This window comes from Lacisediminihabitans sp. (assembly GCF_043726815.1).
In the GTDB taxonomy this organism is placed as follows: domain Bacteria; phylum Actinomycetota; class Actinomycetes; order Actinomycetales; family Microbacteriaceae; genus Lacisediminihabitans.
This window is the reverse complement of sequence record NZ_JAYSJZ010000045.1, coordinates 61,126-83,976: the sequence shown is the minus strand read 5'-3', so window position 1 is coordinate 83,976 and position 22,851 is coordinate 61,126. Positions and strand designations below refer to the sequence as shown.

The window sequence follows — 22,851 nt, the reverse complement described above, 5'->3', positions numbered from 1 at the left end:
AGCCGGGCGCTTTACGCCTGGCCGTTCGAGTAAGAGGGTCACCGATGTGCTTTCCGTTGTGTTCCGTGAAGTGCCGATACCCTAGTAACCGATGCAGGTATTCAAGTATTCCGGGCCAGAGTTCAATCCCTTCGGCGACGACGAGCTCGTGGTCGACGACACCCCGGGCCCCTGGCCGGCGCCACTCGCGCCCGGCCTCCTTTCGGCGCGCCTGAGCCTGCCAGGATCGAAGTCCCTCACCAACCGTGAGCTCGTGCTCTCCGCCATCGCCGACGGCCCGTCTACGCTGCGGGCGCCCCTGCACTCCAGGGACACGGCCCTCATGATCCAGGCGCTTCGCGCGCTCGGCACCGTGATCGAGGAGCTGCCGGGCGACAACGCCTACGGCGCCGACCTGCGGATCACTCCGGCCGAGCTCGCCGGCGGCACCTCCATCGACTGCGGCCTCGCCGGCACCGTGATGCGTTTCCTCCCCCCGGTTGCCGCCCTCGCCCTCGGCCCGGTGGCCTTCGACGGCGACGCTGCCGCCCGAAGGCGCCCCATGCGCACCACCATCGACTCGCTTCGCGCCCTCGGCGTGGATGTGAACGACGACGGCCGAGGCCGGCTTCCGTTCAGCCTGTACGGCACGGGCTCGGTTCGCGGTGGCGAGATCGCGATCGATGCGAGCGCGTCCAGCCAGTTCGTCTCCGGCCTGCTCCTCGTCGGCGCCCGCTTCGAGAACGGCCTCACCCTCCGGCACACCGGGGACGGACTGCCGAGCCTCGCGCACATCGAGATGACCATCGCCACCCTGGCCGGGCGCGGCGTCACCGTGCAGAGCCCGGAGCCGGGCGTCTGGGTGGTGCCGCCCGGGCCGATCTCCGGCGCGGACATCGCCATCGAACCCGACCTCTCCAACGCCGGCCCCTTCCTCGGCGCCGCCCTCATCGCCAGCGGATCGGTCACCGTCACCGGCTGGCCGAGCGAGACCACCCAGGTCGGAGCCCAGATGGCGACCATCCTCGCTGACATGGGAGCGGAGGTGCGGTTCGACGAGACCGGGGGCGGTCTCGGCGAGCTGACCGTCACCGGCTCGGGCGCGATCCACGGCATCCGCCTCGACAATTCGAGCGAACTGGCGCCGACCGTCGCTGCCCTCGCCGCCCTCGCCGACGGAGAGACGGTGCTCACCGGCATCGCCCACCTGCGTGGCCACGAGACCGACCGGCTCGCGGCGCTCAGCGCGGAGATCAACGCCATCGGCGGTGACGTGACGGAGACCGAGGACGGCCTCGTCATCCGTCCGAAGCCGATGCACGGCGGGCTCTGGCACAGCTACGAGGACCACCGCATGGCCACCGCCGGGGCCATGATCGGCCTCGCCGTTCCCGGCATCCTGGTCGACGACATCGGCACCACGGCCAAGACGCTGCCCCAGTTCGTCGAGCTCTGGATGGGCCGGCTCCTCGGCCTCAGCAAGCCCTCCGTCGATCCGCTCGGTCTCCTGTGACCGGCCAGCGGTGATCGGGGCCCGGCGGTGAGTTGGCTCACCGACGTCGATGACGACGACGAGGACAAGTACGCCGACTACGAGGCGAAGTCGAGGCCGAACCCCAAGGGCAACCGCGCGCGCACCAAGATCCGCCCGGAGCATGGCGACGCGGTCACCGGGCGCGTGTTCACCGTCGACCGCGGCCGATACTCGGTGCTCGTGGGAGAGGGCACGCCGGAGGAGCACGAGGCCACCGCCTCCCGCGCGAGCGAGCTGCGCAAGAAGGCGATCGTCACGGGCGACCTCGTCGACCTCGTCGGCGACACCTCGGGCGAGACCGGCACGCTTTCGCGAATCGTGCGCATCCAGCCCCGGACCACGGTGCTTCGACGAAGCGCGGACGACTCGGACGAGGTCGAGCGCATCATCGTGGCGAACGCCGACCAGATGCTCATCGTCGTCGCCGCGGCGAACCCGGAACCGCGGCCGCGGCTCGTGGACCGCTACCTCGTCGCCGCGTTCGACGCGGGGCTCAAGCCGATCATCTGCATCACCAAGACCGACCTCGCCGACCCCACCGAGTTCCTCGCCAACTTCGCCGCGCTCGACGTGACCGTCGTGCGCAGCGGGGCAGACGCCATGCCGACCGAGGAGATCATGGCCCTGCTGGTGGGCCACACGACGGTGGCCGTCGGCCACTCCGGCGTGGGCAAGTCCACTCTCGTCAATGCCCTCGTGCCGGACGCCAACCGGGCGATCGGCCGGGTGAACGCCGTCACCGGGCGCGGCAGGCACACCTCGTCGTCCACGATCTCCTACCGGGTGGGCGACGGCTGGATCATCGACACCCCCGGCGTGCGTTCGTTCGGGCTCGGCCACGTCAACCCCGAGAACATCCTGCGCTCCTTCACCGACCTGGCGAAGATCGCCGAGGACTGCCCTCGCGGCTGCACCCACCTGCCGGACGCGCCGGACTGCGCGATCGCCGAGCGCGTCGCGGCGGGCGAACTCGGCGAGGCCGGCGCGCTGCGGCTCGACTCCTTCCAGCGCCTGCTGGCCTCCCTCGCCGCCTGACCCGCGCCTCCCTCCTCCCTCCGTCCCCTTCCCCTTCCCCTTCCGAAATCCATGCATTTCTGATCCGGCCCCGGCGTGTCTGGGCGGCCGAGCGGCGTGTCGGCACGGATTGCATGGATTTCGGAAGGGGAGGGAGGGAGGGAGGAATTGGGACGGCGGGCCCAGGGGCGGGGCCGCCTGCCCTAGCCTTGAGACGTGACCGACACCGCCTATTCCCTGCAGTCTGACCTCAGGCTCGCCCGCGAGCTCGCCGACATGGCCGATGCCATCTCGATGGACCGATTCCGCGCCAACGATCTCGCCGTGTCGATGAAGCCGGACATGACCCACGTGACGGATGCCGACAGGGCCGTCGAGGCGGCGATCCGGGCCGCGCTCCGCGACAGCCGTCCACACGACTCCGTGCTCGGCGAGGAGGCGGGCGAGGAGCCCGGCAGCCTCGACGACTCCGGCGGGGCATCCGCCCGGCAATGGATCATCGACCCGATCGACGGCACCGCCAACTACGTGCGCGGAGTCCCGGTCTGGGCGAGCCTCATCTCGCTGGCGGTCGACGGCGTGCCCGTGGTCGGCGTCGTGAGCGCCCCGGCCCTCGGCAAGCGCTGGTGGGCCGCGAAGGGGCTCGGCGCCTTCATCGACGACACGCTCGGTTCGGCCACCGGTTCGAGCGAGCGGCGGATCGCCGTCTCGGCGGTGAGCAGCCTCGCCGACGCGTCGATGAGCTGCAGCGGCCTCCTGCGCTGGGAGCAGGCCGGCAAGCTCGACGAGTTCCTCGGCCTGGCGAGGAGCGTCTGGCGCAGCCGGGACTACGGGGACATGTGGCCGTACATGATGGTGGCCGAGGGACTCGTGGAGATCGCCGGCGAATACGACATGAAGCCGTGGGACATCGCCGCCCTCATCCCGATCGTCGAGGAGGCCGGTGGCCGCTTCACCTCGGTGGCCGGAGAGTCCGGCCCGTGGCACGGGTCCGCGATCGCCACAAACGGGCTGCTGCACGACGAGGTCGTGCGGCGCTTCGCCTGAGGGTCAGAACCGGGACCCGGCCCACAGCCCGAGGCTCGCAGCCAGCACGGAGACCACGAGCATCCCCAGACCGGTACCGAGCGCCGCGGCGAACCGGCGGCTCTGCAGGAGGCGCACCGTCTCGACGCTCGCCGTGCTGAAGGTGGTGTAGCCGCCCATGAGGCCGGTGCCGAGAACGAGTCGCCACTCCGTCGACAGCACCCCGGTGAGCGCGAGACCGACGAGAAAGCCGAGAACGAGCGAGCCCGTGACGTTGATCACCGTGGTGCCCAGCGGATAGGCGATGCGGATGCGGGACCGCAGGATGCCGTCGACGGCGAGCCGGAGGGCCGCTCCGACGCCGCCCGCGACCGAGATCGCGAGGAAGAGCAGCGGGTTCACTCGCCGTCCCCCGTCGAGCGGCGCGGCCGCCCGGCGGCGGCCGAGACGGTGATCCCCGCCCAGGCCGCGAGCGCACCGATCAGCACCGATCCGAGGCCGTAGGCCAGCGCGGGCCAGGCGCGGTCGACCGCGAAGAGGAGGCTCGTGTCGGCCGCGAGCGCACTGTAGGTCGTGAATCCGCCGAGCAGCCCGGTGCCGAGCAGCAGTCGCGCGGTTCGCCGGCCGCCCTCGTCTGTGCCGCGCCTGGCGAGGTGCTCCAGCAGCACCCCGAGCGCGAAGGCCCCGACGACGTTGATGCCGAGCACGGCGACATCGATGCCTCCGACCGGAGGAAGCAGCAGGCCGAGGGCCTCGCGCAGCGCCGTTCCGACCGCCCCGCCGACGGCGACGAGCCCCAGGTAGCGCCAGCGCAGATGGATGGGCCGCGCACCCTCGCGACCGTCGTGGGCCCTGCCGGTCAAGCGGGTTCCCAGGGCAGCGGCTGCTCGATCGACACCGGGGCCTGAGGAATCACGACGACCGGGCGGTGTTGGCGATGGGCGAGCTGGGCCGCGACCGAGCCACCGAAGAACTCCCGGATGCCTCGCCTCGACGAGGTGCGTCGGGTGCCGACGACGATCATCGCGGCGTCGACCGCCTCGGCGAGGTGGCCGAGCGCGCGGGCCGGATCACCGGCGAGCGCGCGAGTGCTCCAGCGCACGTTCCGTGCCGAGAGCAGCGACTCGAGGTGGGCGGCGAGTTCCGGGTCGAAGACCTCGTCGCGCAGCTCGGGCAGGTCGGGGTCGAAGGGGAGCGATCGCACGCTCCCGTCGGCCAGCTCCTCCACCACGTAGCGGCTCGTCTCCACGAACGCGCAGACGAGCTGGGCCTCGAATCGGCTGGCGAACATCGCGGCCTGGAGCACCACGTCATCCGATTGCCCTGGCACGATGCCGACGACGACGGACCTCGGTTGCGTGGTCATGATTCCCGTCCTCTCCCGGCCGGATGCTGACACCAGCTTGCCAGACCGGTGGGCCGAAACCCAGCGGACTCCCCCCGAGGGCCAGACACGGCGAGAGCGCGGCCACCCCGAGGGGCGACCGCGCTCGACGTCTCCCGGTGCCGCTACACCGAGCGGTGCGCGGTCGCGAGGCCGTGCTTCTTCGCGTCGGCGAAGTCCACGTCCCGCAGCGAGGCTCCCCTGGTCTCGCGCAGCGTGATCACGGTGAACGCCGTGATGGCGCAGGCGATCACGATGTAGATGGCCACCGGCACCCACGACTTGTACTGCTGAAGCAGCGCCGTCGCGATGATCGGGGCGAGCGAGCCGGCGAGGATCGACGTGACCTGGTAGCCGAGCGAGACCCCCGAGTAGCGCATGCGGGTGGGGAACATCTCCGACATGATTGCCGGCTGGCCGGCGTACATGAAGGCGTGGAAGCACAGGCCGATGGTGATGGCCAGCACGATGACGACCGGGTTGAGAGTGTCGAACATCGGGAATGCGAAGAACGCCCAGGTGGCGCCGAGCACCGCCCCGATCAGGTAGACAGGCTTGCGGCCGATCCGGTCGGAGAGGCGGCCGACCTGCGGGATCACGAGGAAGTGCACAGCGTGCGCGATCAGCAGGGCCAGCAGCAGCTGGCTCGTGTTGTACTGGTGCACCGTGACGAGGTAGACGATCGAGAAGCTCACGATGATGTAGTAGAGGATGTTCTCCGCGAACCGCAGGCCCATCGCCTGGAGGATGCCCTTGGGGTACTTGCGGATGACCTCGCCCACGCCGTAGCTGATCGCCTTCTCGGCCTCCACCTGGGCGCGCGCCTCGAGAAAGATCGGTGCCTCGCTCACGTGGGTGCGGATGTAGTAGCCGATGAGCACGATGATGGCCGAGAGCCAGAACGCCACCCTCCAGCCCCAGCCGAGGAACTGGTCGGAAGGGAGGATCCACGACATCGTCAGCAGCACGAGGGTCGCCAGGAGGTTGCCCACCGGCACCGCCGCCTGCGGCCAGCTCGACCAGAATCCGCGGGACTTGTCCGGGCTGTGCTCGGCAACGAGCAGCACGGCCCCGCCCCACTCGCCGCCGACCGCGAAGCCCTGGATGAAGCGCAGCGCCACGAGCAGCGCCGGCGCCCAGTAGCCGATGGTGTTGTAGCCCGGCAGGCAGCCCATGAGGAAGGTCGCGACCCCCACCAGGATGATCGTCACCTGCAGGGTGTGCTTGCGGCCGAGGCGGTCGCCGATCTGGCCGAACACGATGCCGCCGATGGGGCGCGCGATGAAGCCGACCGCGTAGGTGAGGAAGGCGGCGATGATGCCGTCGAGCTGGGTGCCCGCGTTGGGGAAGAAGAAGGTGCCGAAGACGAGGCTGGCCGCGGTCGCGTAGAGGAAGAACTCGTACCACTCCACCACGGTGCCGGCCATGGAGGCGGCGACGATCTTCTTGAGCCCGGAGGTCTCTGCGCTGCCGCCTCGCGGTCCCCCACGTCCCGTTTCGACGGTTTCGGCGCTGCTACTGACGCTCATCTGTGTCTCCTCCGGTGTCGTCGCTGACACCTGTCGTGGGAACCCGCCGCTCTCGACTGCTGCGCTACGGGGCTCCACTGAGTATTCCTGCAGAGATGGTGGGCATCAATGACCACTTGCGCACATTTCGTGTGCATACTTGCAGATATGTTGGATCCGATGGCGCCTCCGCCCGCACCCCATCCCGACGACCTTCTCATCCTGCTGGCCGTGTCGCGAACCGGACGATTCACCACGGCCGCCGAGAGCCTCGGTCTCAATCACACCACGGTCTCGCGCCGGATCGGCGCCCTCGAGAAGTCCCTCGCCGGGCGGGTGCTCTCCCGCACCGTCGGCGGCTGGGAACTCACCGACCTCGGTCGCCGTGCGGTGCGCGCCGCGGAAGACGTGGAGTCGGCGGTGTCGATGCTCGGCGGCGCACCGGGCGACGCGCGGCAGCTCACCGGGGTGGTGCGGATGTCGGCGACCGACGGGTTCAGCGCCTACATCGCCGCCCCCGCGATCGCAGCCCTGCAGCGCGACAATCCCACCCTGAGCGTGGAGATCGTCACCGTGACCCGGCGGGCGATGCAGCACCGCTCGGGGCTCGACATCGAGATCGTGGTCGGCGAACCGCAGGTGCACCGGGCGGAGGCGATCAAGCTCGGCGACTACGTGCTCGGCATGTACGCCTCGCGCGAGTATCTCGCCGAGCACGGCACACCCACCACCGTGGACGAACTCATCGCGCATCCGCTCGTCTACTTCGTGGATTCGATGCTTCAGGTGGACGACCTCGATGCGCCGAGGAGGCTCGTGCCGACCATGCGCGACGCGATCAGCTCCACGAACGTCTTCGTGCACGTGGAGGCGGCGAGGGCCGGGGCCGGCATCGGCTTCCTGCCGTGCTTCATGGCCGACCGGCACCCGGACCTCGTGCGCCTGCTGCCCGGGGACTTCGCCGAGATGCTTCCGTATTGGATGGTGCTGCGGTCGGAGTCGCTTCGGCAACCGGCGGTCGCCGCGGTCGCCGACGCCCTGCGCGAGCAGACCCGCGCCTTCCACACCGAACTGATGGGAGCCGCGGCCGAGCCGGCGCCCCCGGGCGATCAGCGCGCCGACCAGCCGCCGTCCATCGTGTAGCTCGCCCCGGTGACCATGGCGGCCTCCCGGGAGGCCAGCCAGGCCACGAGCGAGCCGACCTCCTCCGGCTCGACGAGCCGCTTGATCGCGCTCTCGGTGAGCATCACCCTCTCGAGCACCTCGGACTCGGGGATGCCATGAGCGAGCGCCTGCTCGGCGATCTGCTTCTCCACGAGCGGGGTGCGCACGTAGCCGGGGCTCACGCAGTTGCTCGTGACGCCGAATGGCCCGCCCTCCAGCGCCGTGACCTTCGACAGCCCCTCGAGACCATGCTTCGCCGAGACGTAGGCCGCCTTGAACGGCGACGCGCGGATTCCGTGAACCGACGACACGTTGATGATGCGTCCGAAGCCCCGCTGGTACATGCCCGGGAGCGCCGCCCTGATCAGGAGGAATGGGGCCTCGAGCATGAGCGAGATGATGCGCCGGAAGTCGCGCGGGTCGAAGTCCTGGATCGGGCTGATGCGCTGGATGCCCGCGTTGTTGACGAGGATATCCACGCCATCGAGGGCCTCGGCGAGCGCGCGGTCGCCGAGCGCGTCTGCGTCGAGCAGGTCGATCGCCCACGACGACCCGCCGATCTCGGCGGCGAGCTCCGCCGCACCGATCGCATCGACGTCGGCGACCACCACGTGGGCGCCGCGCGCGGCGAGGGCCCGAGCGGCGGCCGCTCCGATGCCGCTCGCGCCACCGGTGACGACGGCACGGCTCCCGCCCAGCGGCCCACCCCCGCCCGTCGAGTCGTTGCCAGCAGGCGGTCTGGGCTCGCTCATCGGTGCTCTCTCCTCGTGAACGTCGACATCGCTCCGGGCGTGCTGGCGGCACCATTTTCGGCCCCGGAGAGGACCTAATGAGTATTCCTGCACCTGGAACGCCGGTCAACCGGCGTATTCGCACTGGGCATCTGCAGAATTGCAAACGGTGCGGCGCGCAGGCTCCGGGCCGGGAGGGTCCGCGCAATACACTTGCACTCGTGTGCCCCACTGACGAGCGGACGGAAGCGATGACGCTTCCCCTCCTGCACCGAGTCGCGGCCGTTCGCCGCGACACCACCACCGATACGGACTGGAGGTCGCTCGAGAGGCGCTTCGACGCCGAGTTCCCCCGGCTCGAGAGACTCTTCCGTGACATCTACGGCGACGGCCAGGAGGCGGTGGAGCAACTCGCGCTGTTGGCGATCGACGCGGCGAATTCCTGGCAGGACAGGCCGGCGGACCTCAAGGCCATCGACTCGCGGCGCGCGGCCACTCCCGACTGGTTCCAGTCCAACCGCATGCTGGGCGGAGTCTGCTACGTCGACCTCTACGCGGGCGACCTCTCCGGCATCCGGGCCAGGATCCCCTACTTCCGCGAACTCGGCCTCACCTACCTGCACCTGATGCCGCTCTTCCTCGCGCCGGCGGAGAACTCCGACGGCGGCTACGCCGTCTCGAGCTATCGCGCCGTCAACCCCAGCCTCGGAACGATGGCGCAGCTCGCCGACCTCACCGCGGAGCTGCGGGAGAACGGAATCTCGCTCGTCGTCGACTTCATCTTCAACCACACCTCGAACGAGCACGAGTGGGCGCGGGAGGCCCTCGCCGGCGACCCGGAGCACGAGGCCTTCTACTGGATCTTCCCGGACCGGGAGATGCCGGACGCCTACGAGCAGACGGTGCGGGAGATCTTCCCCGACGACCATCCCGGCTCGTTCGTGCGGCTGGACGACGGCCGATGGGTGTGGACCACCTTCCACTCGTTCCAGTGGGACCTCAACTACCAGAATCCCGCCGTGTTCCGGGCGATGGCGGGCGAAATGCTGTTCCTCGCCAACCAGGGCGTGGACGTGCTGCGGATGGACGCCGTGGCGTTCATCTGGAAGGAGCTCGGCACCTCGTGCGAGAACCTGCCCCAGGCGCACTGGCTCATCCAGGCCTTCAACGCGGTGTGCCGAATCGCCGCGCCGTCGCTGCTCTTCAAGTCGGAGGCGATCGTGCATCCCGACCAGGTCGTGGAGTACATCGACGAGAAGGAGTGCCAACTCAGCTACAACCCGCTGCAGATGGCGCTGATCTGGAGCTCACTCGCCACCCGGGACGTGCGGATGCTGTCCCAGGCCCTCGACCGGCGTCATGAGATCGCGCCGGGCACGGCCTGGGTCAACTACGTGCGCAGTCACGACGACATCGGCTGGACCTTCGCCGACGAGGACGTCGCCGAGCTCGGCATCAACGGGTCCGACCACCGCCGATTCCTCAACGCCTTCTTCGTCAACCGGTTCGAGGGGAGCTTCGCGCGCGGGGTGCCGTTCCAGGACAATCCGCGCACCGGGGACTGCCGCATCTCCGGCACCACGGCCTCGCTCGCCGGACTCGAGGCGCACGACCCCCAGGGCGTCGACCGGGTGCTGCTTGCCCACTCGATAATCCTGAGCACGGGCGGCATCCCCCTGCTCTATCTGGGCGACGAGGTGGGGCAGCTCAACGACTACGGCTACCTTGACGTGCCGGCCCACGCTGACGACAGCCGGTGGGTGGGTCGGCCGAAGTATCCCGCCGACGCCTACTTCCACCGGAACGACCCGGCGACCGCCGCCGGCGCCCTCTACACGCGCCTGCGCCGGCTCATCGACACCCGAGCGGGCACCCCGGAGTTCGCGGGCGGCCGCCTCGTGCCGTTCGACGCGAAGAACGACCACGTGCTCGGCTACCAGCGACCCGGCCGGGGCGGCGGGTCGGCGGTGGTGGTGCTCGCGAACTTCGCGGACAGCGCGGAGAGGGTCGCCGCGCTCACGCTCTCCGGGCTGCCCGCGGTCGCCCTCGACCTCGTGACCGGCACGCGGGTGCTGCTCTCCGGCGGTCTGCTGCTCGCCCCGCACCAGTTCGTCTGGCTGCGGGTGGACTGAGCCGGGGCTAGTGCGACTTGCGGTCCAGGGCGGCGAGGTCGACCTCCACGAGCGACCGCATCCGGTCGATGCGGTCGATGGCATAGTCCGGGTCCCGGTGTGCCCCGAAGGTGCGCTCGAGCCGGCTCACGATGGTCCTGCCCAGTTCCGCCCAGGCCTGGGCCCTGGCGGTCTCCACCACGTCGTCCACGAACGCCTCGTCCCCCACGAGTCGCTCGAGCTCCTCGGAGAGGGCAGCGTAGATCTTGCCCCGGTGGGTGAGCACCCGGTAGTCGCGCGGGCCGTAGTCGTGGTCGCGGATCGACGATCCCCTCGCCCCGGACACGGCGACCGCGAGCCGGTTCATGCGCCTCGCGTAGCCCGCCTGTTCCCGGGACAGCACGGCGAGCTCGCTCTTCACCAGTCCGGCCGTCTCGGCCGGGTCGAACGCCAGGTCGTCACGAAGGGCACCGACGATTATGCGGTTCTTGACCTCCATCGTGAGGGCCGAACGGGCGATGAGCATGGCCTCCTCGACCGCGTGCTCGACCGTGATGGGCTCGGCGCGGGGCACCGGCACGTACGGTCGGGCCGGCGCAGATCGCCGTTCGCGTTTCCTGGCCATCGGTCGATGTCCCGCTCTCCACGTGCGCGTAGCCGAATGCGATCGCCGACGGAAGGTGGTCAACGGTGCGCGATAACGACCATGGTGGAGATGGGGGGAATTGAACCCCCGTCCACTGCTGTGGTCATGTGCCTTCTACGGGTGTAGCCAGTGAAAGCGTTCTACTCGGCTCCGGAATTTGCCACTGGCATCCAATCCGACGAGCCCAGCCCTGGTAAAAGTCCCGCTGTGCCCCGAAGGCGTAACACAGCAGCAATCCCTCTAAATTGCGCCAGGATCCGGTTAGAGAGCGTCGCCGGTCTGACGGACTTCATTTAGTGCTTTTGCTTATGCAGCAAGAGCGAAGTCAGCGCGGTTTGTTTTCGCACTTATTGTTTGCAGAGATCGTTAACGAGTTAACCCTGCATCCTCGACCCGCTTCTCACACTTGCGCAGGCAATGTCGAAACCGATCATCCCCATGCTCACCCCGGGCAGCCGAATTCTCTGCTGGAGGCGGTCGTTATCGCGCACTGTTGACTTGTCAATCAGCACCCTCGCGGGCGCTGGCTTCGCTACCGAGGCAGCCCTCTATCCTACGCCGGATCGGGCGCGGAAGCGAGCGGTCGCCACCGACGCCGGATCGGGGCCCGGTCAGTCCCCCAGGTGGCGCCGGGCGGACATCGCCCGATCGGCCTCGCGGTTGTCCTGGCGCTCCCGCAACGCCTGGCGCTTGTCGTACTCCTTCTTGCCCTTGGCCACGGCGAGCTCCACCTTGGCATTGCCGTCGCTGAAGTAGATCGACAGGGGGACGAGCGTGTACCCGCCCTCCTTCACCTTGTTGTGGATCTTGAGGATCTGGGCCTTGTGCAACAGCATCTTGCGCTTGCGGCGGGGCGGATGATTGTTCCACGACCCCTGGTTGAACTCGGGGATGTGCACGGCGTCGAGCCAGGCCTCGCCGTTCTCGATGAACCCGTAGCCGTCGACGAGGGACGCCCTGCCGGCCCGCAGCGACTTCACCTCGGTTCCCGTCAAGACCAGTCCGGCCTCGAAGGTGTCCTCGATGGTGTAGTCGTGGCGGGCTTTACGATTGGTGGCCACAACCTTCTGGCCACGTTCCCTGGGCACGATTCACTCCTGTTGTCCGGCCCACACGTCGTGAGCAGCCCATCAGTCTAACCTGAGCTTCCCACCGCGCTCCACCGCGGACGGGTTCTAGACCTTCAGGTACCGGCCGATCGCGAAGCTCGCCGACGACGCGGCAAGCACAGCGCCCACCACGAGCAGGATCGGCACCACGATCAGGGCGTCGGACATCCCGATGAACGGGGTGTCCTGGGCCTGGCCGCCGAGGTAGCCCTGCACGAAGAACTTCACGATCGCGACGACGGCCGCGCTCGCGAGAACCGATCCGATGAGCGCGGCGATCACCCCCTCGAGAATGAACGGCGTCTGGATGAACCGGTTCGATGCTCCGACCAGCCGCATGATCCCCAGCTCGCGGCGCCGGGAGAACGCCGACAGGCGGATGGTCGTGGCGATGAGCAGCACGGCGGCGACGAGCATCAGCGCGGCGACGCCGACGGCGGTGAAGCTCGCGGCGTTGAGCGCGGTGAAGATCGGATCGAGGTACTTGCGTTGGTCCTTCACCTGTTCGACCCCGGGCAGGTCAGACACGCTCTCCACGATCACGTCGGCCTGCTGAGGGTCCTTGAGGTTGATCCAGAAGGTCTCCGGCAGGAAGGCAGGCGTCACGAAGTCCGAGCCGGTGGTGTCGCCGAACTGCGCCTTGTACTCGGCGTAGACTTGGTCGTGGTTCTCGAAGTCGACCCTCTTGATCAGGCCGGCGATGGCGGGCGACTTGAGCTGCGCCTCGACCAGCGCCTTCTGGTCCTTCGTCGCCTCGGCGAGCTTGCAGTTGCCGTCGGTCGACAGGCTCGTGCACATGTAGACGGCCACCTGGGCCCGGTCGTACCAGTAGCCCTTCATCTGGCCGATCTGGAACTGGAGCAGGATCGCCGCCCCCACGAAGGTGAGGGAGATGAAGGTGACGAGAACCACGGACACGACCATCGAGAAGTTGCGTCGCAGTCCGTGTCCGACCTCCGACATGATCAGGCCGAACCTCATCGGATCGCCTCCTCGGCCTGGCCGGCAATGCCGAGATTCTGGCGCGGCATGGACGACGGGCCGAAGCCCTGGAGCGGAATCGTCTGGGTCTGGTAGCCGCCCTGGCGTTCGTCGCGCACGATCTGGCCGCTCACCAGTTCGATCACCCGGCGCTGCATCTGATCGACGATTCCCGCGTCGTGGGTGGCCATGATCACGGTGGTGCCGCTCTGGCTGATCCGCTCGAGCAGAGTCATGATGCCCGCGCTCGTGGAGGGGTCGAGGTTTCCCGTCGGCTCGTCGGCGAGCAGGATGGCCGGCTTGTTGACGATGGCGCGCGCGATCGCGACGCGCTGCTGCTCGCCGCCCGAGAGCTCGTGCGGGAGCCGATTGGTCTTGCCGGCGAGACCGACCATCTTGAGCACGTCTGGCACGGCCTCCTGGATGAAGCCGCGGGACTTGCCGATCACCTGAAGCGAGAAGGCCACGTTGTCGAACACGTTCTTCTGCGGCAGCAGCCGGAAGTCCTGGAAGACGACACCGAGGTTGCGCCGGAAGAACGGCACCTTGCGGCTCGTGAGCCCGCCGAGGTTCTGGCCGAGCACATGGATCTGGCCCTTCGAGGGGCTCTCCTCCTTGAGCACGAGTCGCAGAAAGCTCGACTTGCCGCTGCCGGACGCCCCAACGAGGAACACGAACTCACCGCGTAATATCTCAAGCGTCACCGCATTGAGCGCCGGCCGCGCGTTGCCCTTGTAGAGCTTGGTTACCTGATCAAACCGAATCATGACCCTCCGACTCTAGGTTCGGCCGAGGCATCCTGAGCACAGCGACAGGCCGGATGCCCGGACTCTCAGGTTTCTCGACCGGCGAGACTCCTCGCGAGGTGCGAGGTGCGGCTGCCGAGCCGCCCGTCAGCGCTCCGACCCCGCCACGATCCCGCGAATGAAGTAGCGCTGCAGGAACAGATAGGCCACCAGCACCGGAAGGAAGCCCATCAGCGACGCGGCGGCGGCCGCCCCGAGGTTGCTGGACTGGGTGGAGAAGAAGGCGCCGATCGCCGGCGCGATGGTCTTCACCTGCGGGTCGGTCAGCACGTAGACCGACAGCGCGTAGTCGTTCCAGATCGCGACGCCGGCGAGGATCACCACCGTGGCGGTGACGGGCTTGAGCATCGGGAAGATCACCAGGAAGAGCACCTGGAGCAGGTTGGCCCCATCCATCACCGCCGCCTCCTCCACCGCGATCGGCAGCGATCGCATGAAGGAGGAGTAGAGGAAGATCGCGAGCGGAAGCTGGGTCGTCGCCATCACCAGGATGATGCCCCAGTAGGTGTTGATCGCCCCCAAGCGGTTGAGCATCGAATACAGCGGAACCAGGATGCTCAGCGGCGGAATCATGATCAGGCCGATGATCGCGAGCAGCACCGCCTTGTTGAGCGTCGTCCGCCGACGGGCGAGGGGGTAGGCGGCGAGCGCGCCGAGAACGCAGACGATGGCGGTGGCGACGACGGTGACGACCGCGCTGTTGCCGATTGCCCGGAGTATGCCGCCGTCCCGGATGGCGGTGTCGAAGTTGCCCCAGAACAGGTCGCCGATCGGGAGCAGCCACTGCGAGGAGAGGTCCGTCCTGGTCTTGAGCGCCGTGGTCAGGGCGACGTAGAAGGGCAGCAGCTGCAGCAGGATCACCGCGAGGAGCGCCGCGCCGATCGCGATCCTGCCGGTGCGCCGGCCCGCCGTGCGAGCGCCGCTCACTGCTGCTCCAGTCGTCGGCGATTGAGAAGGGCATTGAGCGCGAGGGTGAAGACGGCGATGATGATGAAGAGCACGATCCCCATCGCCGAGGCGTACCCGGCGCTCTGGTTCTCGAAGTAGGTGACTCCAATCAGCGTCGACACCGAGTTGGTGGTGTAGCCGGGGCCGCCGCCCGTCATGACCTTGATCACGTCGAAGAGCTTGAGCCCGCCGATCAGGTTGAGCACGATGCTCGTCGCGAAGGCCGGCTGCAGCAGGGGAAGGGTGATCGCGGTGAACCGCTGCCACGACCCTGCACCGTCGAGCATCGCGGCCTCGTAGTAGCTGGTGGGGATCGCCTGCAGGCCGGCGAGATAGATGATCATCGAGATGCCCACGAACTGCAGGGAGTTGACCACCACGATGATGGCGACCGCCGCCGACTGGTCGCTCAGCCACGCCACGCGCGCCCCGCCGAAGAACACGACGATGTCGTTGAACGCCCCCTGGTTGTACTGGAAGAGCAGGTAGTACATCGTGCCCATGATCACGGGCGAGACGAGCACCGGCAGGTAGATGATGGCCCGCGCGGCGGATCGGCCGCGGAATGGCCGGTCGAGGGCCACCGCGAGCGCGAGCCCGAGCAGCTGCTGCAGCACGGTGCTGCCGATCCCATACCCGAAGGTGTTGAGCAGAACGAGCCTGAAGGTGGCGTCCTGGAAGAGCCGCAGGTAGTTCTGCAGCGCGACGAAGGCCCTGTCCGGGCTGTAGCCGTCCCAGTCGGTGAAGGAGAAGCCGACTCCGCTGAGCAGCGGATAGACCGTGAAGACGGCGAACAACAGCACCGCCGGCAGGTAGAGCAGGTTGATGAGTCCGCCGCCCCGCACCCGCGGTCGCACCCTCCTCGGCGCGACCCGGGCGGGCGCGGCCGCCAGGGCGGTGCCCCGCGTCGAGGCCTGAGTCATGCGCGCTCCCGGTCGGCCTTCGCGGCTACTTGGTCTGGGCATCCAGTCTGGCGAAGTCCTTCGACATAGTGGAAACCCCCGCGGCGACGTTCGCCTTGCCGCCCGTCACCACCGAGTCCGCGGTCGTCACCATGGTGTTCCACATGCCGTTGGGCAGGTAGACCCGGTCGAAGTATGGCACGAGTGGGTATTTGCCCGGCTTCACGACCGAGTCATAGCTGGCCTGCAGCGCTCCGAGGTCGGGCGTCACATTCGTCAGCCCCGGGATGGAGCCAGCGGCCTTCGCGAGAACCGTGGCGTTGGCCGGCTTGGCCAGGTAGGCGATGAATGCCTTCGCATCCTTGAGGTGCTTCGAGGTCTTCGAGATCCCGAACGCGTTCATCTCCCCGCCGATCAGGTACGGCTTGCCGCCGGTGAGCGAGGGCACGGGGAAGTAGCCCAGGTTGGCCTTGGGGTTGTACTGGAGCGCATCGCCGGCCGTGGTGTTCTGGCTGAACGCGAACGCGGCCTTGCCGGTCGCCAGGGCACGAGACATGTCGTCGGATGTCGCGGAGACGTAGTCGGGGTTGAACAGCGACTCCTTCTTCCACGCCGCGATCAGGTCGAGCACGTGGGTGTACGGGGCGTCGACGAAGGTGCCGCCGGACAACTTGGCGAGCTCCGACTTCGAGTACGCCCCGGAGGCGATCCAGTCGGCGAGGTTGCCGGCCGGCCCGTTGGCCTTGCCGGAGACGGTGATCGGCGCGATGCCGGTGGCGGCGATCTTCTCGGCCGCCGCGCCGAAGGCATCCCAGGTGGTGAGGCCGGCGACCGAGACGCCCGAGGCCGCGAGCACGTCCTTGTTGTAGATGATGCCCGCGACATCCGTGTCCACCGGGAAGGCGAAAAACTGTCCACTGGCGTTCTTCATCGCCGGGGCGAGGGCCGGGTTGAAGTCCTTCGCCCAGGCCTCGTTCTGCAGCGGAACGAGGAACTTGCTGTACCGCAGCAGAGACCAGCCGTGCGTCCACCAGATGTCCGGCACGTTGCCCGAGGCGAGGCGCACCTTGATGTCCGATTCGTAGCTGGAGGTCGATGGCCTGAGATCAACGGTGATTCCCGGGTTCGCCGATTCGAACTTCTTCGTGATGGTCGTGAGCTGCTTGAGGAACACGGAGTCCACCGACTGCCCGGTCTGGAACTCCAGGGTGGACTTCGGCTGGCTCGACCCGGGCGCTGAGCCGCACCCGACCAGCGCGAGAACGAGGGCAGTCGCACCGGCGACGACGAACAGCGATCGCGATCTCATTGACATTCCTCCATTGGGATGTGAAATTTGCTTCGTTTCGCCGTCGGGCCAGCCGCGGCCGGGCAGTCGCCTGCTGGACCTTCGCGAAAAGCTACACGAGTCACTAGTCAAGCGCAAGGATCGCCGCACTCGTTTCATTGACTGGACACCTGGCGCCCAAACAGGGTGTTGACGCGTGTAGATTTCCTGTGCAACTGTGAGCTATCTCCAGAAAGGGTCACACCATGTCGATCTCCATTGGCGTCGTGGGCGCCGGTCAGTTCGCCGGCCAGTTCACGAAGCTGTTCAAGCTGCATCCCGGGGTCTCCCGCGTCCACGTCACGGACCTCCTGCCCGAGCGGGCAAGCGAGCTCGACGAGCTGCAGGGGCTGGACGGGACGTTTCCCGACTTCGAGGCGATGTTGGCCTCGGATGTCGACGCGGTCGCCATCTTCACCCAGCGCTGGACGCATGGCGCGCTGGTTCTCGCCGCCCTCCGCGCGGGCAAGCACGTCTATTCGGCGGTGCCGATGGCGATCTCCCGCGACGAGATCGCCGCCATCATCGACGCGGTGCGCGAGACCGGGCTCACCTACATGATGGGCGAGACGAGCTACTACAACCCGGCGACCGTCTTCGCTCGCAAGAAACTCGCCTCCGGCGCCTTCGGCCGGGTCTTCTACGCGGAGGGTGACTACGTTCACGACATGGACCTGGGCTTCTACGCCGCGTACGAGTACAGCGGGGGCGCGGAGTGGAAGCGCACGGCGAGCTATCCGCCCATGCTCTACCCCACGCATTCCATCGGCGGCGTTCTCGGCGCCCTGCCGACGCACGCGGTCAGCGTGAGCTGCATCGGTGTGCGGGACCAGCGCGGGGACGGCGTGTTCGATCGCGAGACGAGCATGTTCGACAATGACTTCTCCAATGCGACCGCCCTGTTCGAACTGGACGGCGGCGGATCGATGCGCATCAACGAGATGCGCCGGGTCGGCTACCCGTCCCACATCCGCGAGTCCCGATTCCGCTTCTTCGGCACCGAGGGCAGCTTCGAGCAGCTCGCCGAGGTCTCGGTCTGGCAGACCAAGGACGGCGTCGAAGACGTCTCGACCCTTCTCGCCACCGCCGAGACGATGTCGCCCGACGACGAGATCCTGGCGCACGTCGCCCCCGAGCTTCGCACCTCGTTCATCTCCGGCCACGCCGAGGTCCACGACTCGTCTCGCCTCCCCGACTCGTACATCGGCGCACCGGACGGGCACGAGGGAAGCCACCACTTCCTCGCCGACGACTTCGTCACCGCGGTGGTCAACGGATCGCTGCCGCCGGTGAACGCCTGGGTGGCCGCGCGATTCACGCTCCCGGGAATCGTCGCCCACGAGTCAGCGCTCAACGGCGGCGCCCGCCTGCCGATCGACGATTTCGGCGACGCTCCCGAGTCGCTCCCGGTCGCGGTCAGCGCGGGAGCGGAGCCGGCATCGGCGCGCTGATCGACCGGCGATATATCATCGGTTCCACGCCGCCCCGCGCGGTCATGTTCGAGCACCCTGGCACCCAGGCGCACCGAGAAAGGTCGGGCCGCAATGGACACGGTTGACGCCGCCCCCGCCAGACGGGCGACGCGGGCCGATGTCGCTCGTTACGCCGGGGTGAGCCCCGCCGTCGTGAGCTACACCGTGAACGCCGGCCCCCGCGCGGTGGCCCCCGCCACCCGCGCTCGGGTGCAAGAGGCGATCCGTGTGCTCGGCTACCGCCCGAATGCCGCGGCCCGGGCGCTCAAGATCGGTCACACGAAGATGTTCGGTGTCGTGGTTCCGGACTCCGGAAACCCGTTCTTCGTGGAGCTCGGCCGCGTTCTCGAGCACACCGCGACCGCGCACGGCTATGCCCTCATCGTGGTGAACTTCGACGGCCCCGGCCACGATGTCGCCAGCAGCATCCGGGAGCTCGCCCTGCGGCAGGTCGACGGGATGATCGTGGCCGCCCAGGTGACGATGCCGACCCTGGCCGCGATCAGCGAGTGCGGCATCCGCACCGTGCTGATCAACCAATTCACGGCCGTCGACGGCGTGCCGTCGGTCGGACCCGACCTCTACGAGGGTGCCCGCCTGGGCGTCAACCACCTCATCGGGCACGGACACACCACCATCGGGTACGTGGGCGAGATGGGGCCACCGGACGTGAGGGAACGCGGCTGGCGGGATGCCCTCACCGCCGCCGGGCTCACGGCAGGACCCGCAGCGGCCGCCGCCTTCTCCCGGGAGGGGGGATACGCCGCTGGCCAGCAGCTGATCGCCGACGACAACCGCCCGACCGCCATCTTCGTGAGCTCGGACTTCCAGGCCGTCGGCGTGCTCCGCGCCCTCCACGAGGCGGGGATCGCCATTCCCGACGAGATCGCCGTCGTCTCCTTCGACGGATCGCCAGAGGCCGAGTACACCTGGCCCGCCCTCACCACGGTGCAGCAGCCCGTGGCGGAGATGGCGGAGGAGGCGGTCGAGCGGCTCGTCGCCCCCACGGCATCCGACGCCTTCAGCCGCTACCCCACCAACCTCATCGTGCGGCAGAGCTGCGGATGCGGCATGCCGGTCTGAGCCGGTCCGTCTCTCGGCGCCGGGCCTCGAACCGGGCGCTCAGGCGGTGGCGCGCAGCAGGAGCGTGTGGCTCACCGTGCGCTGCACCTCGGGTCCCGTCATCGGGAGCTCGCCCGCGTGCATCCCCACAGCCAGTTCGACCGCGAGCCGCCCGACGGCGCGGAGGTCGAGGGCCAGGCTGGACAGCTCCGGCGTGACGATCTCGCCGATCGACAGGCCGTCGATGCCGAGGACCGCACAGCGGCCCGGGATCTCGACCCCCACGCGATGGAGCTCCTTCATGGCCCCCATCGCGACCAGGTCGTTGAACGCGATCACCGCATCGACCTCGGGCCTCGACTCGAGCAGTCGCCGCATGACGCCGACACCGTCGGCAATGGTGGGACCACCCGCGATGCGGATCGGCTCGAGGCCGCGCTCGACCATGATCTTCTCGAACAGCTCGCCGCGGTCGGACGGCTCGTGGCCGCTGCCGGCGTCGAGCATCGCGATGTGCCGCCGGCCGGCGTCGAGCAGGTGCGCGATGCCGGAGCGCAGACCGGGCTCGAAGTCGAAGGTGATCACCGACCGGTCCCCCGGCTCCGGAGCCTTCTCGAGCACGACGACCGGCAGGTCGCCGAAGATCTCGTCGAGCTCGTCTGGGCCCACCCGAAGGTAGCCGATTACGGCGTCGACCTGCATGGCGAGCGACTCGAGGATCGGGCGCGGCCCGGCGACGCCATGGGCGGTGTCGGCGAAGATCACGTTCCAGCCCGACTCCGCCGCCGACGACACCACGCTGGCCGCCAACTCGGAGTAGAACGGGTTGGTCATGTCATCGAGCAGCAGCCCCATGGTGAGCGGATGCGGGACGACCAGTCCCCGGGCGAACCGGCTCGGGCGGTACTTGAGTGCCCTCGCCACCTCGAGCACCCGCTGCTTCGTCGCGGGGTTGATGCCCGACATGTTGTTCATGGCGCGGGTGACGGTTTGGCGCGAGACGCCGGCCTCGCTCGCCACATCCAGGATCGTCGCGGGCTTCGCTCGCGACCGTTCCGGCTTCATGTTCTGCACCCTAGCAGTCGGCCCGGCGGCCGCCGCCCCTCAGCCGGCCAGGTCCAGCCACCGCACCTGGTCATCCGTCAGTTCGATACTCAGCCCGGCCATGGAGGTGCGCGTCTCGGAGATCGAGCGAGGCCCGAAGAGGGGGAAGGTCGGGAACGGCTGGTGCAGCACGTAGGCCAGCGCCACCGCCGTCGCCATCACGCCGAGCTCGGCGCCGAGCTGTTCGGCCCGACGGAGGCGCTCGAAGTTGCCGTCGCCGTAGTAGCAGCGCACGAGCTCCGGGTCGGAGAGGTCATCCGGCCGAGCCCTGCCCGTGAAGAACCCCCTGGCCTGCGACGACCACGGGAACAGCGGCGTCTGGGTCTGCCTGAGCCAGGCCTTCGAGGCGTCGTCGGTGGCGTGCCGGCAGCCATCCCACGGCACGTCGTACGCCTCCGCGAGCCCGAAGTGGTTGCTCAGGATGCCGAAGTGCTGCTTGCCGTTCGCCTCGGCATACGCGTTGGCCTCGTCGAATCTCGCGAGGCTCCAATTCGACCCGCCGAAGGAGCGGATGCGGCCGGCCCGCGCATGCTCGTCGAGCACGTCGACGAATTCCCCGACCGGAATATCTTCGTTGTCCCGGTGCATGAGGTAGATGTCAACGTAGTCGGTCTGCAGCCGCTCGAGGCTCTCGGTGAGCTGGCGGGTAATCGATTCCGGGTCGCAGTGCGGAGTGTGGGCGCCCTTGGCGATCACCACGGTCTGCTCGCGCAGTCCCCGGTTCGAGATCCACTGGCCGAGCAGACGCTCCTGCAGGCCTCCGCCGTAGATGTATCCCGTGTCGAAGGCGTTGCCGCCGCGCTCCGTGAAGTCGTCGAACATCGCGGAGGCGTGCGCCAGGTTCTGCTGGTTGTCGCACCCCATCACGAGTCGCGACACGTCCTTGTCGATGCCCGGGATCCTGCCGTAGACCATGGCATTCGCGCGCACCGCGAGGGGCTCGCCGCTCACCGTGCTGGTCGTGGCGTCGTCGCGCTCGAACGGGTAGCGCAGGCCGATCGCGGCCCGCCACTGGTCGAGCACGAGGAGGTTGGCGAGCGAATCGTCGATCGTCATGCGCGGGACGTCGGACGACGCGGTGCCGGCGGCCGCGGCCGCGGCGACGGCGTCGGCCTCCGCCGCGTACTGCGACCCGGCCGGGCACTCGATGACCCGCACCGGCTCGCCCACCCGGCGCACGGTGATCCGCGGGTTCGCCGACGGGTCGACCACCCACGGTGTGTGCAGCTGGATGGTGCCGTGCGAGCCGTAGACGACCACGCGTTCCTCGTCGTCGAGGCGCACCCCGGTGCGCACATGGGCACTGATTCCGGAGTCGAACTGCAGGGTCGCCGCGGCCCACTCGTCCACGTTCGTGTCGCCGAGGGCGCCCTGCGCGGTGAGCGAGACCGGCTCGCTGCGATGACCGAGCGCCGCCGAGGCGACGAGCCTGGCCAGTGAGACCGGGTAGCCCCCGACGTCGAGGATTCCGCCGCCGGCGAGGCTCTCGTCGAACAGCCGTCCCTCGCTGCCGCCGGTGTCGAAGGAGAAGCTCGCGTCGATGTGCTGGATTTGGCCGATCGCCCCGCCGGAGACGAGCTCGAGCAGCGTGTCGATCTGGGGGTGGAACCGGTACATGTACGCCTCGAGAAGCACGACACCGTTGCGCCGCGCGGCCTCCGCAGCGACCATTGCGGTTCCATGGTTGACGGCGATCGGCTTCTCCACGAGCACGTGCTTGCCGGCGTTTGCCGCCTTCACCGTCCACTCGGCGTGCAGCGTGTGCACGAGCGAGATGTACACGGCGTCGACGTCGGGGTCGGCGAGCAGCTGCTCGTAGCTCGAATAGCTTCGCTCGGCCCCGAATTGACTGGCGAACGCTTCGGCCTTGCCCGCGTCACGGCTGGCGACGGCCACGAGGCGCCCCGTTGCGCTGTCGGCGAGCTGGCCCGCGAAGCGGCGAGCGATGTTTCCGGGCCCCAGGATTCCCCAGTTCAGGGCGTGTGCAGTCATTTTTCCCTCTGCGTAGTGAACGTTCACGAAGTCTCGAGGTTACCGAGCCGT

The 22,851-nt window shown here is 68.5% G+C and carries 21 protein-coding genes and 1 other RNA gene; 7 read left to right on the top strand and 15 right to left on the bottom strand.

All coding sequences use genetic code 11. The features are described from left to right. Positions 1 to 91: 91 nt before the first annotated feature. The 3 genes from aroA to ACHZD8_RS05075 all read left to right on the top strand — a co-directional run bounded on the left by aroA (position 92) and on the right by ACHZD8_RS05075 (position 3,574). Positions 92 to 1,492, top strand: a complete 1,401-nt coding sequence (gene aroA, locus ACHZD8_RS05085) for a 3-phosphoshikimate 1-carboxyvinyltransferase (RefSeq protein ID WP_394769073.1) — start codon at positions 92 to 94, stop codon at positions 1,490 to 1,492. A gap of 27 nt (positions 1,493 to 1,519) precedes the next feature. Continuing rightward, positions 1,520 to 2,548 (top strand): ribosome small subunit-dependent GTPase A, encoded by a 1,029-nt coding sequence (gene rsgA / locus ACHZD8_RS05080; protein WP_394769072.1) that lies wholly within the window; start codon positions 1,520 to 1,522, stop codon positions 2,546 to 2,548. 195 nt (positions 2,549 to 2,743) lie between these two features. Further along, positions 2,744 to 3,574, top strand: coding sequence for an inositol monophosphatase family protein (locus tag ACHZD8_RS05075; RefSeq protein ID WP_394769071.1), 831 nt, complete (start codon positions 2,744 to 2,746; stop codon positions 3,572 to 3,574). Between the two features lie 3 nt (positions 3,575 to 3,577). Here ACHZD8_RS05075 and crcB read toward each other — a convergent pair whose 3' ends face one another. The 4 genes from crcB to ACHZD8_RS05055 form a co-directional block, all read right to left on the bottom strand. Beyond that, a complete protein-coding gene (gene crcB, locus ACHZD8_RS05070; RefSeq protein WP_394769070.1) occupies positions 3,578 to 3,955 on the bottom strand; it encodes a fluoride efflux transporter CrcB in 378 nt (125 codons plus the stop codon). After that, positions 3,952 to 4,416, bottom strand: a complete 465-nt coding sequence (locus ACHZD8_RS05065) for a fluoride efflux transporter FluC (RefSeq protein ID WP_394769069.1) — start codon at positions 4,414 to 4,416, stop codon at positions 3,952 to 3,954. The genes crcB and ACHZD8_RS05065 overlap by 4 nt, the downstream gene beginning before the upstream one ends. Next, positions 4,413 to 4,919 (bottom strand): universal stress protein, encoded by a 507-nt coding sequence (locus ACHZD8_RS05060; RefSeq protein WP_394769068.1) that lies wholly within the window; start codon positions 4,917 to 4,919, stop codon positions 4,413 to 4,415. The genes ACHZD8_RS05065 and ACHZD8_RS05060 overlap by 4 nt, the downstream gene beginning before the upstream one ends. 143 nt (positions 4,920 to 5,062) lie before the next feature. Further along, complete coding sequence (locus ACHZD8_RS05055; protein WP_394769067.1) at positions 5,063 to 6,466, bottom strand: MFS transporter; 1,404 nt, start codon at positions 6,464 to 6,466, stop codon at positions 5,063 to 5,065. A 159-nt stretch (positions 6,467 to 6,625) separates the two neighbouring features. Between ACHZD8_RS05055 and ACHZD8_RS05050 the strand changes: the two genes are divergently transcribed. Then, on the top strand, positions 6,626 to 7,588 hold the full coding sequence (locus ACHZD8_RS05050; RefSeq protein ID WP_394769066.1) for a LysR family transcriptional regulator: 963 nt from the start codon (positions 6,626 to 6,628) through the stop codon (positions 7,586 to 7,588). Here ACHZD8_RS05050 and ACHZD8_RS05045 read toward each other — a convergent pair. Beyond that, positions 7,555 to 8,361 carry a 3-hydroxybutyrate dehydrogenase gene (locus tag ACHZD8_RS05045; protein ID WP_394769065.1) on the bottom strand — a complete coding sequence of 269 codons (807 nt, stop codon included), beginning with the start codon at positions 8,359 to 8,361 and terminating at the stop codon, positions 7,555 to 7,557. The two genes, ACHZD8_RS05050 and ACHZD8_RS05045, sit on opposite strands and share 34 nt — an antisense overlap. Positions 8,362 to 8,591: 230 nt before the next feature. On the opposite strand from ACHZD8_RS05045, the gene ACHZD8_RS05040 reads away from it, so the two are divergent. Further along, positions 8,592 to 10,472, top strand: coding sequence for an alpha-amylase family protein (locus ACHZD8_RS05040; protein ID WP_394769064.1), 1,881 nt, complete (start codon positions 8,592 to 8,594; stop codon positions 10,470 to 10,472). A 7-nt stretch (positions 10,473 to 10,479) separates the two neighbouring features. Here ACHZD8_RS05040 and ACHZD8_RS05035 read toward each other — a convergent pair whose 3' ends face one another. The 8 genes from ACHZD8_RS05035 to ACHZD8_RS05000 form a co-directional block, all read right to left on the bottom strand. After that, the gene (locus tag ACHZD8_RS05035; RefSeq protein ID WP_394769063.1) at positions 10,480 to 11,076 is read right to left on the bottom strand and encodes a hypothetical protein; all 597 of its coding nucleotides are present in this window, start codon (positions 11,074 to 11,076) and stop codon (positions 10,480 to 10,482) included. Between the two features lie 82 nt (positions 11,077 to 11,158). Further along, positions 11,159 to 11,535, bottom strand: a transfer-messenger RNA (tmRNA) gene (gene ssrA / locus ACHZD8_RS05030). Positions 11,536 to 11,708: 173 nt separating this feature from the next. Further along, a complete protein-coding gene (gene smpB, locus ACHZD8_RS05025) occupies positions 11,709 to 12,185 on the bottom strand; it encodes an SsrA-binding protein SmpB (protein ID WP_147782905.1) in 477 nt (158 codons plus the stop codon). Between the two features lie 87 nt (positions 12,186 to 12,272). Continuing rightward, positions 12,273 to 13,187 carry a permease-like cell division protein FtsX gene (ftsX, locus tag ACHZD8_RS05020; RefSeq protein WP_147782904.1) on the bottom strand — a complete coding sequence of 305 codons (915 nt, stop codon included), beginning with the start codon at positions 13,185 to 13,187 and terminating at the stop codon, positions 12,273 to 12,275. Continuing rightward, the gene (gene ftsE / locus ACHZD8_RS05015) at positions 13,184 to 13,954 is read right to left on the bottom strand and encodes a cell division ATP-binding protein FtsE (RefSeq protein ID WP_331899835.1); all 771 of its coding nucleotides are present in this window, start codon (positions 13,952 to 13,954) and stop codon (positions 13,184 to 13,186) included. Before ftsE ends, ftsX begins: the two co-directional genes overlap by 4 nt. Positions 13,955 to 14,080: 126 nt before the next feature. Next, positions 14,081 to 14,920 (bottom strand): carbohydrate ABC transporter permease, encoded by an 840-nt coding sequence (locus tag ACHZD8_RS05010; protein WP_394769061.1) that lies wholly within the window; start codon positions 14,918 to 14,920, stop codon positions 14,081 to 14,083. Continuing rightward, positions 14,917 to 15,864 carry a carbohydrate ABC transporter permease gene (locus ACHZD8_RS05005; RefSeq protein ID WP_394769060.1) on the bottom strand — a complete coding sequence of 316 codons (948 nt, stop codon included), beginning with the start codon at positions 15,862 to 15,864 and terminating at the stop codon, positions 14,917 to 14,919. Before ACHZD8_RS05005 ends, ACHZD8_RS05010 begins: the two co-directional genes overlap by 4 nt. A 25-nt stretch (positions 15,865 to 15,889) precedes the next feature. Next, positions 15,890 to 17,152 (bottom strand): ABC transporter substrate-binding protein, encoded by a 1,263-nt coding sequence (locus ACHZD8_RS05000; protein ID WP_394769059.1) that lies wholly within the window; start codon positions 17,150 to 17,152, stop codon positions 15,890 to 15,892. Between the two features lie 224 nt (positions 17,153 to 17,376). Between ACHZD8_RS05000 and ACHZD8_RS04995 the strand changes: the two genes are divergently transcribed. Further along, complete coding sequence (locus ACHZD8_RS04995; protein ID WP_394769058.1) at positions 17,377 to 18,621, top strand: Gfo/Idh/MocA family protein; 1,245 nt, start codon at positions 17,377 to 17,379, stop codon at positions 18,619 to 18,621. 93 nt (positions 18,622 to 18,714) lie between these two features. Next, complete coding sequence (locus tag ACHZD8_RS04990) at positions 18,715 to 19,725, top strand: LacI family DNA-binding transcriptional regulator (RefSeq protein WP_394769057.1); 1,011 nt, start codon at positions 18,715 to 18,717, stop codon at positions 19,723 to 19,725. 39 nt (positions 19,726 to 19,764) lie between these two features. On the opposite strand, the gene ACHZD8_RS04985 is transcribed toward ACHZD8_RS04990, so the two are convergent. Together ACHZD8_RS04985 and ACHZD8_RS04980 are read right to left on the bottom strand one after the other, a co-directional pair. Next, on the bottom strand, positions 19,765 to 20,769 hold the full coding sequence (locus tag ACHZD8_RS04985) for a LacI family DNA-binding transcriptional regulator (RefSeq protein WP_394769056.1): 1,005 nt from the start codon (positions 20,767 to 20,769) through the stop codon (positions 19,765 to 19,767). A 39-nt stretch (positions 20,770 to 20,808) separates the two neighbouring features. Further along, complete coding sequence (locus ACHZD8_RS04980) at positions 20,809 to 22,800, bottom strand: aldo/keto reductase (RefSeq protein ID WP_394769055.1); 1,992 nt, start codon at positions 22,798 to 22,800, stop codon at positions 20,809 to 20,811. Positions 22,801 to 22,851: the final 51 nt, after the last annotated feature.